Origin of the sequence: Roseovarius sp. D22-M7 (assembly GCF_037083785.1) — a bacterium.
Classification (GTDB): domain Bacteria; phylum Pseudomonadota; class Alphaproteobacteria; order Rhodobacterales; family Rhodobacteraceae; genus Roseovarius.
On the sequence record NZ_JBAPKY010000015.1, the window covers coordinates 1 to 13,540 of the forward strand.

The 13,540-nt window shown below is 53.4% G+C and carries 12 protein-coding genes and 1 pseudogene; 4 read left to right on the forward strand and 9 right to left on the reverse strand.

Annotated features, from left to right (window positions below; translation table 11 throughout):
- Positions 1–57: 57 nt before the first annotated feature.
- The 4 genes from V8324_RS08715 to V8324_RS08730 form a co-directional block, all read right to left on the reverse strand.
- Entirely contained in the window at positions 58–348 is a 291-nt protein-coding gene (locus V8324_RS08715) for a hypothetical protein (protein WP_336419547.1), read from the reverse strand.
- Positions 345–1,388 (reverse strand): tail fiber domain-containing protein, encoded by a 1,044-nt coding sequence (locus tag V8324_RS08720; protein ID WP_336419548.1) that lies wholly within the window; start codon positions 1,386–1,388, stop codon positions 345–347. Before V8324_RS08720 ends, V8324_RS08715 begins: the two co-directional genes overlap by 4 nt.
- Positions 1,389–1,515: 127 nt before the next feature.
- Positions 1,516–1,968 (reverse strand): hypothetical protein, encoded by a 453-nt coding sequence (locus V8324_RS08725; RefSeq protein WP_336419549.1) that lies wholly within the window; start codon positions 1,966–1,968, stop codon positions 1,516–1,518.
- Positions 1,965–2,201, reverse strand: a complete 237-nt coding sequence (locus V8324_RS08730) for a hypothetical protein (protein WP_336419550.1) — start codon at positions 2,199–2,201, stop codon at positions 1,965–1,967. Before V8324_RS08730 ends, V8324_RS08725 begins: the two co-directional genes overlap by 4 nt.
- A gap of 548 nt (positions 2,202–2,749) precedes the next feature.
- Here V8324_RS08730 and V8324_RS08735 point away from each other — a divergent pair.
- On the forward strand, positions 2,750–2,929 hold the full coding sequence (locus V8324_RS08735) for a hypothetical protein (protein ID WP_336419551.1): 180 nt from the start codon (positions 2,750–2,752) through the stop codon (positions 2,927–2,929).
- A 390-nt stretch (positions 2,930–3,319) separates the two neighbouring features.
- Positions 3,320–4,285 carry a hypothetical protein gene (locus V8324_RS08740; RefSeq protein ID WP_336419552.1) on the forward strand — a complete coding sequence of 322 codons (966 nt, stop codon included), beginning with the start codon at positions 3,320–3,322 and terminating at the stop codon, positions 4,283–4,285.
- Between the two features lie 122 nt (positions 4,286–4,407).
- Here V8324_RS08740 and V8324_RS08745 read toward each other — a convergent pair.
- Positions 4,408–4,653: pseudogene (locus V8324_RS08745) on the reverse strand (zincin-like metallopeptidase domain-containing protein); the annotation flags it as partial.
- A 186-nt stretch (positions 4,654–4,839) separates the two neighbouring features.
- Between V8324_RS08745 and V8324_RS08750 the strand changes: the two are divergent.
- Positions 4,840–6,030 carry a Fic family protein gene (locus V8324_RS08750; RefSeq protein ID WP_336419553.1) on the forward strand — a complete coding sequence of 397 codons (1,191 nt, stop codon included), beginning with the start codon at positions 4,840–4,842 and terminating at the stop codon, positions 6,028–6,030.
- Positions 6,031–6,087: 57 nt separating this feature from the next.
- Here V8324_RS08750 and V8324_RS08755 read toward each other — a convergent pair whose 3' ends face one another.
- Complete coding sequence (locus V8324_RS08755; RefSeq protein WP_336419554.1) at positions 6,088–6,996, reverse strand: ArdC family protein; 909 nt, start codon at positions 6,994–6,996, stop codon at positions 6,088–6,090.
- A gap of 449 nt (positions 6,997–7,445) precedes the next feature.
- Here V8324_RS08755 and V8324_RS08760 point away from each other — a divergent pair, with 449 nt between their 5' ends.
- On the forward strand, positions 7,446–8,996 hold the full coding sequence (locus V8324_RS08760; RefSeq protein ID WP_336419555.1) for a Fic family protein: 1,551 nt from the start codon (positions 7,446–7,448) through the stop codon (positions 8,994–8,996).
- Between the two features lie 100 nt (positions 8,997–9,096).
- On the opposite strand, the gene V8324_RS08765 is transcribed toward V8324_RS08760, so the two are convergent.
- The 3 genes from V8324_RS08765 to V8324_RS08775 form a co-directional block, all read right to left on the reverse strand.
- Positions 9,097–9,219: a hypothetical protein gene (locus V8324_RS08765; protein ID WP_336419556.1), complete on the reverse strand. Its 123-nt coding sequence runs from the start codon at positions 9,217–9,219 to the stop codon at positions 9,097–9,099.
- A gap of 163 nt (positions 9,220–9,382) precedes the next feature.
- Entirely contained in the window at positions 9,383–11,464 is a 2,082-nt protein-coding gene (locus V8324_RS08770; RefSeq protein ID WP_336419557.1) for an ATP-dependent helicase, read from the reverse strand.
- Positions 11,446–13,536, reverse strand: coding sequence for an ATP-dependent endonuclease (locus V8324_RS08775; protein WP_336419558.1), 2,091 nt, complete (start codon positions 13,534–13,536; stop codon positions 11,446–11,448). Before V8324_RS08775 ends, V8324_RS08770 begins: the two co-directional genes overlap by 19 nt.
- Positions 13,537–13,540 lie beyond the last annotated feature (4 nt).

The window sequence follows — 13,540 nt, forward strand, 5'->3', positions numbered from 1 at the left end:
AGGACTGGAACAGGTTCCTCGAAGACTTCGTGTCGGACCAACAAATCATCGACCGCGTCAAGGAAAAAGGCCCGCGGTTGTAACCGGGCGGTTACCATTGAACACAATGGCGCCCTCAGGCGCCGTGGGGTTGGTGCAGCCGCCTGAGCCGGAGCCGGGCAGGTTCATGCCGATCCAGTTGGTGCCATCGCAATACTGCATCACCTTGGCGGTGGCGTTGTACTGAAGATGCCCTTCTTCTGAGACGGTGCATGCATAGGCATGAGATGCTAATCCCGCCCAAACAAATAGGGCCCATAACAGGCCGATAAAGAGTCTTGCACATGTGTTCTTGTATTGATGGATCATTGCCCCTCAACGGAAACAGGTCTCACATTTTCAGTGTTCATTGCTTTAAGGGTATCAATCTCCGCTCGCAGTGCACTTATTTCTTTCTGCTGTTCCTTTATCGCCTCAAGCATGGGTGCAATGAGCCCCTGATAGTTCAGGCTCTTAAATCCTTTCTCATCAGTTGCGACAAGCGTTGGATAGATTTCTTCGACGTCTTGTGCGATAAAGCCAAGTTCCACGCGCTTCTTTGGGTCATCGTTCATAGTGAACGAGACGCCCTGTAGTGACACAATCTTCCCCAACTCGCCGCTGAGGTCGGAAATGTTATCCTTTAATCGGCGGTCCGACACATCGCTTATAACGCCGGTATATTGAATATCACCGACAACATCGAGCTCCACGTTCGGTGAGTCCGTTCCGATGCCGACATGCGCAGCGCTGTAGTATATTTCATCTGTGCCAGTGCCATCCAGCCATTTACCGCCGCCAGCAACGTTTACCCAATTTGTTCCGTTATATTGTAGCGTTTCCCCATTGGCGGGCGTGGACAGTACAACGCTTGATAAGTCGCCGAGGTCAAAAAAGTTAGGAGTCGTCGGACTTGTGGCTGGATTTATAACCATATATTCGGTGGCGCGGATTGTTCCGGTAACATCAAGGCTGTGAGATGGAGCGGCCGTTCCTACGCCGACGCGTGGTGTACCGATATTATAATAAATATCATCTGCTGCGCCTTTGGACCATATGGGCTCCCCGAATACGCTGTAATTGGTGCAATCATGCGAGAACTCTAAACGCCCCGATGAGCCATTGTATTGCAAGCACCCTGCGTTTCCGATGGCGGGATCATCATCCAACCGAAACACATTGCCACTGGAAGGGATTGAATAGGCTGTAAGCCAGTTTGTGCCATCACAAACCAGATAGTCAACACTACTGGCATCATTGGTAGTATGCCACGCACCAGCAGCTGTACAAGGATCCCCATGCGTGTAATCAGCCGCCTGAGCTGCTGATGAGAAAAGAAGAAAAGCAAATAAGTAAAGGCTATACCGCATTAATTAAAACCATGAAAAACATTAAAACTCGCTATAAAATACAATTCTAATTTATTATCACTTAAAAATAGTTAATAGGCAAGACACTTTTCGGAAATCGCCGCCCGGTTGGGCGACGATTAGTGCTCTACACAGCATCGAAGAGATCGCCCTGGCACGGCGCTACCGCTTCAGCAGAAGGAAGGAAGATCGCGCTCGGGCCTGCTAGCACACAGGCCCGCTTTCCGTGCCGGACGCGCATGCCGTGATAGAAACCTTCCGGCCGAAGCCGCGCTTCATCGCCCAGCATGGCGTTCTCATGGTAGCTGAGCGGCGTGCCCGCGAAGAAGCGCTCGGGGATAAGGCGGTAGGCTTCAGCTGCGCGGAAGTCGCCGTGGGAAACCATCCCGGTGCAGACCCAAAGACAGTTCTGCCAACTGAAGGGTGAGCGCACGCAGCCTTCGAGGCCGATCTTGTCGCCGCTGTAGGAGGCGCTGATATCACCTTCGCCGATCTGGCGGTCTTGCGTGTGGCACCATATGCCAGAGGCAAGACGGGAGGAATCGACGTGAAACTCCTTGATCTTGCACGGGGCGCTCATGAGCGCCCCGCTTCGTTGTCGGCTTCCGGTGCATCTTCCAGCGGCAGGCGCAGGACGATCCGGCCATTGATCGGGCAGGTTTCCAGCCTTAGGCTGTAGCCCCGCCCGTCCTTGTGCTTCCATGCAGCGCCGACTTTGTTCCAGTAGGATTTCTCGGACCGATTGGTGACGTGCCATGCCAGATAATCGGGTGCGTTCAGGGCTTGAGTTTGGTTCGTGTTTTCGCGTGCCATGGTCTTTCTCCTTTGCTTGGGTTGGCTTGCTAACGCCCTCCCGACGCGCCGGAGGCAAAGGACCAGCTGTCATATCCAACACGGATACTTGGAGCGGGCAGGATGTTGATGGATGGGCCGCATCCGGCCAGGGAATTTAAGGGCATCTGTTGCAAGCCATGTCCCAAGGAAACGAGACGAACAGTATCGGTGCGAAAACACGCAGCCGACCAAGGCCAGCCGCGCCAACGTCAATGCTGGCTTCGGCTCATCAGTCACCTTCGAAGAAATCACGCGATTGGAGCACGGTCACCGCCACTCATGGCAATGCACGGGGACGCCCGTGCCAATGCTGCTGCCAGACCTCGCCCGATAGGCCGCCTATCCCGCCAGCGCTGACGGAAATCACTACATCAAACCGATAACGAAGCGCTTCCTGCGCATCCGCCTGTTTGCAGGATCAAGCTCACCTCCCGAACCATCAGGCCTTCCATGGGCCGATGATGGTTGTACGGGGCCGAAAGGCCCTGAGTGGTTCGGGGCCTCCTTGAAGCAAAAGGAGGATGAGGATGTTACTCGTCTCACGCTTTGAAGCGGCATCCCGCAGCACGGCAGAACTGCACGGCCTGTTGGCCGAGGCGTTCAACGCCTTTGCGAACGCCTCGCGCAGCAGCCAGGAGCGCCGCGACGCGCTGGCCTCGATGCGCAACATCGAAGATGAGCTGGCCGCGCGCGCGCCAGGTCTCTGACCATCCAGCGGCTGGCCGTCAGGCCGGTCGCTGATCACTTCGAAACTTGGCGTTATGCGATGCAATAAACGGCGGGGCTGTCCATTTTATTGGCTGGTTCGTCCGCCTCGATTGCGCCTGCGGACGTTGAAACACTCGCCAGCACTAAATAACACACTACCGAACATCCGCAAAACGCGAGGAAACATCGAAGGCGATCTTATAATTCACTATGGAGCAGAAAATTATTCAAATATTTACTGTATTTAAACAAAATATTTGATATTCTTTAAGTTAATTAAAAACCAGTAATTGTTATGAGAATTTTGTTATTTTTGTATGTTTTTATCTTCACTAACAACTCCAAAAAGGGCGAAAACCTTGCGCCTGATACTCGAAAGGACGCTCCCAATGCGCAGTAATCTCATCGCTCTTTTGATACTAATCGTGACAGCCATACCCGCAATGGCGCAAGAAACAGCGCCAAATGACCCCTGTGGTGCTGGACAATCAGACTATATCCGACAAGTCGCCGGACCGGAAACGAGCGGGGTCGTGCATCTCATGCGCTGTGACGGGGTAAACTGGCAGCAATATATGACAATACTGGCGGACGGCAAAGTCGGGATCGGAACAGATGCCCCGGACGCTAAACTTGATGTCGCCGGGGAGGTGAAAGTCGGGAACACCGGAGGTTCCTGCGTTGCGGCCACAGAGGGTGCCCTGCGTTACAACACTTCCTCACAATGCCTCCAATTTTGCAGCGGAGCAGCATGGGTGTGTCTTGTGGCTACCGACCCTTGCGACCCTGTTAATTCCCCGACACCGGGCACAACCTGCTCCGACGGCTCTATATATGCAGGTCTATCGCCTGACGGTGACGTGCCGATGTATATAACGCCGGTAGACGCACCGAGCTTAATGCCTTGGAACGATGGCGTGGGAGCCGGCGACGAACAAACTGATAATTCAGTGCCAAAATGCGGTTGGCCGTATACAGCTATTGGATGTATCTCTGGCAGCGCTAATACCGATATACTCATTTCCGAAGATTCTAACAATACAGTGCCCGGTTCACCACATATTGCCGCGAGGTATTGTTATTGTCTCGGTAAGCCCCTCTCAGGTGTCTGTGCCAGTGACCCGACAAGTGGCGCAGAAGCATATGGTCATGACGATTGGTATCTTGCTTCGAGAAATGAGTTCTTGGTCATGGAAGACAACTATGAATCTCTCGGCTTCGAGGAAGAAGATAAATATTGGACCTCAAGTGATGTTACCAAGACACAACGAGCCATTCGAATATCATTCATTGACGAGGTGGAAGACAGGCTCAAATCAGTTAGCGAGCTTGTAAGATGTACGCGCAAAAATTAGTGTTTTCAAAAGTCTGCTTTACGCTCTTGGTCAAGGCAAACGCCCGGGATCTCGTCCGTAGCGCAAGACAGCCGCGGGAGCCAGCCACGGGCTGATCAAGAAGTAAGACAAAAACGGTCCTAGCTCTGGATATAAGCGGCATGATCGGTGCCGGGTTCGGGCGTCAGCTCCAGATCAGCGCAAAGAAACGCCGCGCTCAGTTCGGCCACCAGCTCTTCGCGGGCATAGCCTTCATCGCCCCACCGCTTGCGGCCAAAGTCACGGTCAAGGCGGCTCTTGTGCTTCGTCCAGTGAGTCATCTCATGCGCGAGGGTGGCGCAATAGGCCTCGGGGCTGCGGAACGTCGATGAACTGGCCGCGCGCGCCAGGTCTTTAACCTCTGGCGGCTGGCCGTTCGGTCAGCCGCTCCCTTGACAACCGGCCACGAAAGCGGCCAAAGAAGCGGCCACAATGCCGGACTACGGAATGCTTTCAAACTGACTAAAACTATGATATTGTTACTATAAATGAATTTACTTATCCGGCTAATAAACCGGACAGAATGCAGGACAGAGATGGCACGCGACGTGGGTGAAAGTATAGGTCTTTTTGAGCCCCTCATGGTGAGTGAGGGATCTCCGCACCGTGCTGGCTTGGGCGATCTTGCCCTGGAGTTAGCCGAAAAGTCTGCTGCGTTTCGCAGCAGCCTGCCCGAGTCCATCGCGGCGGCGCTGGCCGATCTGGTGCGCTCGATGAACTGCTACTACTCGAACCTGATCGAAGGGCACAACACGCATCCTATTGATATTGAACGCGCTCTTGCGGGAGACTACAGCACCGATCCCAAGAAGCGCGACCTTCAGCTCGAAGCCAAGGCGCATATCACCGTGCAGAAGTGGATTGATGACGGCGGGTTGGAAGAGCCTCCGACTGCTCCTGCTTCCATCATCGAAATTCACCGCCGCTTTTGCGAGCTGCTGCCTGATGACCTGCTTGTCGTGGAAGACCCCGAGATGAAGGAAAAGCTTCCGCTCATCCCCGGCCAGCTCCGCGAGCGCTATGTGCAGGTCGGACGCCATATCTCGGTAAGCCCTGGCGCTGTCCCGCGCTTTTTGGAGCGCATGGAACAAGCCTACGCGCGCTCTGGCCGGATCGAGTCGATCCTGGCCGCAGCCTGCGCACATCACCGTTTGCTCTGGGTACACCCGTTCATGGACGGCAATGGCCGCGTCGCGCGGCTGATGTCCTATGCGATGCTGCGGCGCTCGCTCGACACGCGCGGGCTGTGGTCGGTCGCGCGCGGTCTGGCGCGACGTGAGAAGGAATACAAAGATCACTTGCAAGCCTGTGACGGTGATCGGCGCGGGGACATGGATGGACGGGGCACGCTCAGCGAAGCGGCGCTGGCGTCCTTCACTGAATTCTTCTTGCGAGTCAGTATCGATCAGGTCGAGTTCATGAGCACGCTGATGCAGGCGGAGCGCCTGCGCGACCGGATCTTGATCTGGGCGGAAGAAGAAATTCGCGCGGGCAACCTGCCGCCCAAATCAGACATCGTGCTAAAAGCCATCCTCTACCAAGGCGTGCTGGAGCGCGGCGAGGTCGATAGTATGCTTGGCATGAGCGAACGCGCCGCCAGACGCATCACCTCGGCCCTTCTCAAGGCCGGAGCACTTCGTTCGGAAAGCACCCGCGCGCCGCTTCACCTAGCCTTTCCGGCGAAATACGCGGAGCGGTGGATGCCGGGACTTTTCCCCGAGGGCTAACATGCCCGAGGGCGAGCGCCCGCCGTGGCGGGCGCTCGCCCTCGGTGTGGAGCCGCCTTACGCGGCGACTCCCTCGTCTTCCTCGTCCTCAATGAGCGGCTGAAACCCATGCAGGAAATCGGCGGCGCGCTGCGCATGGGCGGCGGCGGAGAAGATTGCCCGCTTGTCATCCCTCAAGACTTTCAGCCAGCTCTGAATATAGGCAGCGTGATCGGTGCCAGGCTCGGGCGTCAGCTCCAGATCGGCGCACAAAAATGCTGCGCCCAGTTCTGCAACAAGTTCCTCACGGGCATAGCCTTCATCGCCCCATTTTTTCCGGCCAAAGTCACGATCAAGGCGGCTCTTGTGCTTCGTCCAGTGAGTCAGCTCATGCGCGAGGGTGGCGCAATAGGCCTCGGGGCTGCGGAACGTCTCGAAAGCGGGCATCTGCACATGATCGCTGCCGCCGTTGTAATATGCCCTGTTCCCGCCGTGGCGAATGTCTGCGCCCGTGTTCCCGAAAAACTCGTCCGCGTGGCTGATCCGTGACGCTGGATCAATCACCGGCTCGGGCTTGGTGTAGTAGTGCTCCGGCAAGCCTTCGATCTGCTCAACGTTGAAAACGCTATAGCCCTTCATGAACGGAATTTTGCGCTCCTCCTCGCTGCCGTCGTCCTGCTCCTCGGTTTTCGTGATGGTGTTCGCATACACCACGAGATTACCGCGCTCGCCCTTGCGCACGTGTGCGCCCAGCTCCTTGGCTTGGCGGAACGTCATCCAGTACGGGGAGAGATAACCCGCCTCGACGCTCGCGCCCCAGAGCATCAGCACGTTGATTCCGTTGTAGGGCATGCCGTTATGCCGTAGCGGCTTGGTGATCCGCCCTTCCATGTTGCCCGCGCTCCACGGCTTCAGCCATGTCAACTCGCCTTGCTCCAGATCGGCAATGATCTTGTCGGTCACTTTCTGATAAACATCTGCTTTCATGTCTTTTTTCTCCTGTTATCGGTTGCGCATGCAACCGATCTGCCCCTCTGGCGAAGAGAGGGGGGAGACCGTCCAGACCGAAGGCCATGGTGGGTGGTGCGGGCGCAGGCGAAGCCGAGCCACGGCCCATGGCCTTCGCCCGGCGCAAAAGCGAAGGGCTTGGTCTTGACGGGTGATGGGGCGATCAGCCCCCAATGAAAGAGAAGGATGTCAGCCGTTCACGGCTGGCCGAAAACGCGCAAGGGATGGACGCCGGATGGCGGAGACGCACCTCAGGTGCGGCTCCGTACACGACAGCCCGCTCCGCCCGCAGAAAAGGGCGGATGCGACCCCAACAAAACCAATATTCACAAGAATTTTCTATGAGAACTGTTTTTCACATGTTAGAATCAAATTTCAGGGGGATAGGCTCTCAGAACCCCGTTAACACTAACAAGGCACGGAAATTCATGGCAGCGGCCAACAAGAACCAGTTTTCAGGACCAGTGACCGTTTTTCAGGAAAGACGGCTTCCCGAGACCGCCACACCGGCTGGCTACAGTGCTCTGATTGACGCATATAATCTGGGCGCACCGCTGCCACGCATATTGAGCGCGACCGGTGAACATCACCGCATCATTGAACGTGAGGGCTGGCGGATCATGACGCCGCGCCATGCCCCGGAGTCCACTCTGGAAGGGCACCTGACCTTTGCCCTCAAGTATGAGGGACTCGATCTTGCCCTGCTCAAGCGCTTGTTCGGTGCAACCGGTCCGGCTCCCATCGAAGCGCTGGTGCGCAACAAACCGACCGGCACCTATGCCCGCCGCGTCTGGTTTCTCTATGAATGGCTTTGCGGGGACGTGCTGGACCTGCCCGATGCCAAGACTGGAAAATACGTCCCGGTGCTTGATCCTGATATGCAATGGGGCATCGAAGGGGAGACCGCGCCGCGCTACCGGCTCCGCAACAACCTGCCCGGCACCCCGGATTTCTGCCCGCTTGTCTTCAGGACACAAAAGCTCGACGACTTCATCGCCGATAACCTGGCGCAACGGGCCGAGGACATTATCGCTGACGTGCCGCGCGACGTGCTCGCCCGCACCGCAGCCTTCCTGCTGCTCAAGGATTCGAAGTCGAGCTATGCAATCGAAGGCGAAAGCCCGCCGCAGGACCGCATACAGCGTTGGGGCCGCGCCATCGGCGAAGCCGGAAAACAATTGCTCGATGAGGACGAATTGCTGCGCTTGCAGCGTATCGTCATCGGCGATGCCCGTTTCATCAAGATGGGCTTTCGCAGCGAAGGCGGCTTTGTGGGTGATCATGATCGCGAAAGCCGCCTGCCACTGCCCGACCACATCAGTGCAAGGCCGGAAGACCTGCAATCGCTACTGACCGGCATGATTGCCTTCGACCGTGGCCCCGCGCAGAACATGGACGCGGTCATTGCCGCCGCGATCTTGGCCTTTGGCTTCGTCTATATCCACCCGTTCGAGGACGGCAACGGCCGCTTGCACCGCTACCTGATTCATCATGTGCTGGCCGAGCGCGGCTTTAATCCGCGCGGCGTTGTCTTCCCTGTCTCAGCGGCGATCCTGGATCGGATCGAGCGCTACCGCGACACACTTGAATCCTATTCGCAGCGTCTTCTGCCGCTGATCCGCTGGGAGCCGACCGAGAAATTCAACGTCCGGGTCATGAACGACACGGGCGATTTCTACCGCTTCTTCGACGCGACGCCGCACGCCGAATTCCTTTATGAATGCGTCAAGCAAACCATCGAGCACGACCTGCCGTATGAGACCGGGTTCCTGCGCCGCTATGATGAATTTCGCCGCCGCATAGAGGGCATGGTCGACATGCCAGAGCGCACTGTTGACCTGCTCTTCCGCTTCCTTGATCAAAATGGTGGAGCGCTATCCAACCGTGCCAGGGAGAAGGAATTCGCCGCCCTCACCGAGGAAGAGGCAGAGCGTGTCGAGACGATTTACAGCGATATCTTTTCACCGGAGAGCATTTGAGGAATTCAAGGCTGCTTGCTGATGCGCAAGGGATGGATGGCCGAAAATCCCAAAGGCAGGCTCGGTTCACGACAGCCCGTCCGCGAAGCGGTGCGCCTTTCTATTGTGGATTTTTATTTGAGATCAAAAGATTACCATGGCGTACAGCGACGTCCTCGTCGTCCGCTTCGATGATGATGTTGTGCACGACATATTCGCCGCGTGAGATGATGTAGCGTGGCATGGTCTTTTCCTTTCCTTGCATGATTTAAGTGAGAAGCGGGGCGCGCTCATGCGCGCCCGTTTTCCTTAGATGCGCAAGGGATGGAAGCCGCAGGGCCGAGACAAGCCAGAGGCGCAGGCTCGGTTCACGACAGCCCGACCCGAAGGGGTGCGCCCGCTACCAATCAACAGATTTTCTGCATCAGGGTATCTATCTGGATTTCTTTCTTTTCCGGGAAGAATGCAGAAATTTTCTCTGCTTCTTCGGTGTCCTTTACCAAGCGCACGCACACCAAGTTCTTCTTGGCACGTGAGCAGGCAACATAAAGAAGTTTTCGTGTTGATTCCTCCACAGAAGTTGTGGGCGGGGTGCCAGAAAAACAGCTCAAAAAGTTATATTGCCACCAGTTATATTCATCTAAAACGGCCATGACATTTTCAATGCCTGTGCCTTTTGTCTTGTGCATTGTCGCAAATGTAGAGTCGTCGTTCTCATAGCGATAGTACGCAACTACCTCTGAAAAAGGCAGGTCAGGAGAAAACAGGCCCTGTAAAAACCGCTTTTCCTTCAGATCGCGCTCCATCGTATCAAAGCTCTCATCAAGGACGGCGGCGGACAACTTTTCAATATTGGAATCTGCTAAAGCCTTTTTCATTCTAACAAGCGTATTGGCCCCCCCACTATGAAGCGCTTCAAAATCACGAAACAGCGCATCGTTTTCCAAGCGCTCTAACGTGGCAAGCCGACGCTCAAGGAAAGCTGCATGACTGTCTGAGCGCCGAATAAGCCCGTGTTGAATGGCATACTCAACCGTCTTATAAGCCCCACGGTCCTGAGTCGTCAGGGTAGATATATGTTGCTGCAGCTTGCGTTTGTCAGCAACAGACTTGATGGTGAAATGCTTATTTCGAAGCTTTGAGATAAGGCGATTGTATGCTCGCCGATCATGCGTCAGTAGCTCATGAAGCTCAATTAGCTCAAACACTTCCCCGAGCTGAAGTTTATCCAATGTGCTGCTAATGCGATCTCTTGGATCACGATATCTATCATCAAAGACGCCATAAAGGTTTCCAAACCCCACATCTTGCGCGATTGACTTGTTGGTTAACTTCAGCTGAACATGATCAGGAAACTCGGCCGCAACGGCTTTGACAAGCGCGTCGCGAACCATTCTTCGATCAACGATTTTGTCCGTATCTGTGTTGACAAAATCATCGTCCGACGCGACCGCATAACAGAATATCGCGCGCCCGTTGCGATCTTCTGCGGCCTCAAACGTACCGTCTTGCATCTTCTTGAGCGAAACTTTCTGCTTGAGCCCATCTGTACGAAACTGATTGGCCACATTAATCACCTGGGGAGAGCACCGATAGTTATCTTCCTTTTCTACCAGGGCGAGTGTACCCGTTTCGATATACTCTCGTGCGCTTCCGATTCCATCCTGATAGATTGCCTGCTCAGAGTCTCCAAAAAGCCCGATGACAATCTGTTGGTTCGGCAGCGTTTGAAGTAACGCCTGAATGATTCCTGAGTTTGTATCCTGATACTCGTCAATAAAAATGCAGTCGTATCTATCAACAAGAATTTTCCCAAGTAAGGGATACTTTTGGAAGAGCAGAGCCGAGATATCCAGCAACCCATCGTGCCCGTATGATGGGTCAAAGAAATTATTGAAAATCGTCTCATTGTAAAAAAAGCCACTCGGGTCCATAGCCTCGACTTCTTCAGAAATCTTGACGTTAATCGTATCGATTAATTCGTTTAACTGTCCGATGTATAGGTCAGGCCCTTTGTCGAACGCGGGCTTGCCAACCACCTTTTCTGTTGGTTCTTTCAGTATTATCTTTCGTCGGTCTGAGAGCGTCTTGTGAGCTTTTTTGAAACGCTCGTGCTCTTCCTTTTTCCTTTCTTTCTCATCGCCGTCGTACCCACCAGGTGAGAGTGTTTCGAAACGTGGTAGAAGAAATAGTTGTGGAAAAACCCGCTTAATATTGCGGCTATAAGGCTTGATGACGGCTGAAAGGAACGAGTGTATTGTGGATACGTCCACCCCTGCTGCCACGCGATCCTTAATCTCGTCCGCGGCTTTATTTGTATGTGTGATGCACGCTATCCGCAGGGAGGGGTTAGCCGCAAACAACGCCTGAACCACTTGTTTTAGAGTTTCCGTCTTTCCACTACCGGCACCACCTTGTAGCAGGAAGTGCTGACGCTCCTGAACGTGCTGAAGAATATTATCGAGCGGAGTCAGTCCTTGCACACCCATTCCAAGCCTTTCATGATGTAGTCTGGAACGCTCCAATCTTCGCCCTCGACCAATGCCGAAAAAAGAATGGAGCCCGCAAAATCTGATTTCTTGTTCAGCACCTTATCCGTCAAAGCGTAAAAGTCCGTGTCGCGCTTCTCTTGTAAAAGGTTCACGCTTTTCAAACCATCCAACTTAGCCTTATTCTTAAAAATTCGGTCATAGTTTATGGAAAGAAAGGCATCCTCAAAGCTCCTCGCGTGGTATCCATCCTCCTCCAGTTGGTACACAACTTTAACGTTGTCCTCGTCCTTGCAAAGCTGGCCGCTCAAGAGCTTCGCATGCCAGGCCTTATACTCTTCTGAGTTGGGGTCCTTTGGAGCCCGAAAGAAGCCCTTCAGTGTTTCATTAGACGTATGCGACGACCCCGATGGCGCGCAGGCTCTATAACTTGTCTTGCCTGTGCATTCGTTTTTCTCGGGTTTCGTTGTATCGATGTCAGTTATTACTAACGTTCGAACGCCGATGAATTCCATGAACGGCCCGAATGCACGAGCGTTTGCCCCAACTTCTAGAACAGTGATGTTTTGAGAGGACAAACCTCGGTCAAAAGGCACGGCTTGGCCCTCGTTCTTTTTATCCCCTTTTTCTTCTCTATCTTCGGCGGCCTTCTTTTTATCGTCGTGTTTTTTAATGAACCATGGGAGCAGAATACGTTCCGTTGTGCCCTCAATAAAAATCGCCTTATTCGCAAAAAACAGTTCGGCCGAGTTTATCGTAAGATACTGTTGTAGAAATTGAAAAAGCTTCGACCCATCAGCGCCAAGCTTCCTGTATTTTTCCAGAAGATCAGCGTGGAAATTTTTGATTTCGACAGGATCAGTATCTCCGTGTTTTGATAAATATCTGATATCCTCGAAGTCGGACTTTGAAACAATGTGAGACGAATGCGTTGTCAGAATTGCTTGAAGACTTGGAATTTGAGAGACAAGGGTATGAATTTTATCGGCAAATACGTATTGCATTTGTGGATGCGTATGGGCTTCTGGTTCCTCCATAAGCAGAAGGTTTATAGGGGCTCCACGACGCTGAAAATCTTCGCGGCAAAGCTCAATTTGCAGAAGAAGAAACAAGACATTGAGGTATCCCAGCCCACTGAATTGCTCTGGTAAATAGTTATCATTATCCCCATAGATGACCTGAGAATAGTTCTCAATTAGGGTTTGCGACTGAAGGTTTGAAATCACCTTCAGATTTCCAAGATCAAGAAAGTCACGTGAGCTTTCCAGGAAAGTTCCAAACACAGCGTCATATTGATCTTCAAGGTCCGTATCGATGCCCGCGAGCATCTCACGCAGTTTGTCGATTTGTGTGTTTACGGAGTCACCTTCGCTGCTGACCGCCTCTTCTTTGCTGGCCGCTAATTCGCCCAGTTTCTTGAAAAATTTTGTGGACATGGATGATAGCGGTTTGGCGCCTCGGCCGGAATCTTCCGAGCTGGCAACATTTCTGCGTGCATGGATGACTTGGAGGTTGCACAGGCCGCTTATGAGGTTTTTGTCTTTTTCCTCTAGCTGGTCACGTTTAGCGATATAGTAAGGTTCATCTCCTTCGTACGCGAAGTCATCAAACGCGAAGACCTTTGTTGTCAGAAATTTCTTTCCAAGGTTGTTTTCAATGAAGCGGTGACGTTCGTCTTCTTTATCTGGAAGGGCGCGCAGAAGCTTTTCCTTGTTCACCGTACATTCGAATAGAATGTTGGTATGACGGCGCACTGGATCAAGGTCCAACATGAACTCAGAGAGTACCGATAGGTCGTCATTTTCGTCATATTTTATTCTCAGGACAAGCCGAATTGTGACGTCAGTGAGATCAGTTTCGGGGTTGATGTTCTTTAAATCTTGGCGGCAGGACAGCGGGAAATCGTGATATGTGAATTCGCTAGTTCTCTCTAAAAACTTCTCCAAAACAACTGCAAACGAGGTTTTCCCGGTATTGTTCTTCCCGACGAGCAGGGTTGTCTTTTCTCTTACATCGAGACGGCAGTTCTTTAGGAGACGAAAATTTTCGATTTTAATTGATTCAATATGCATGCTT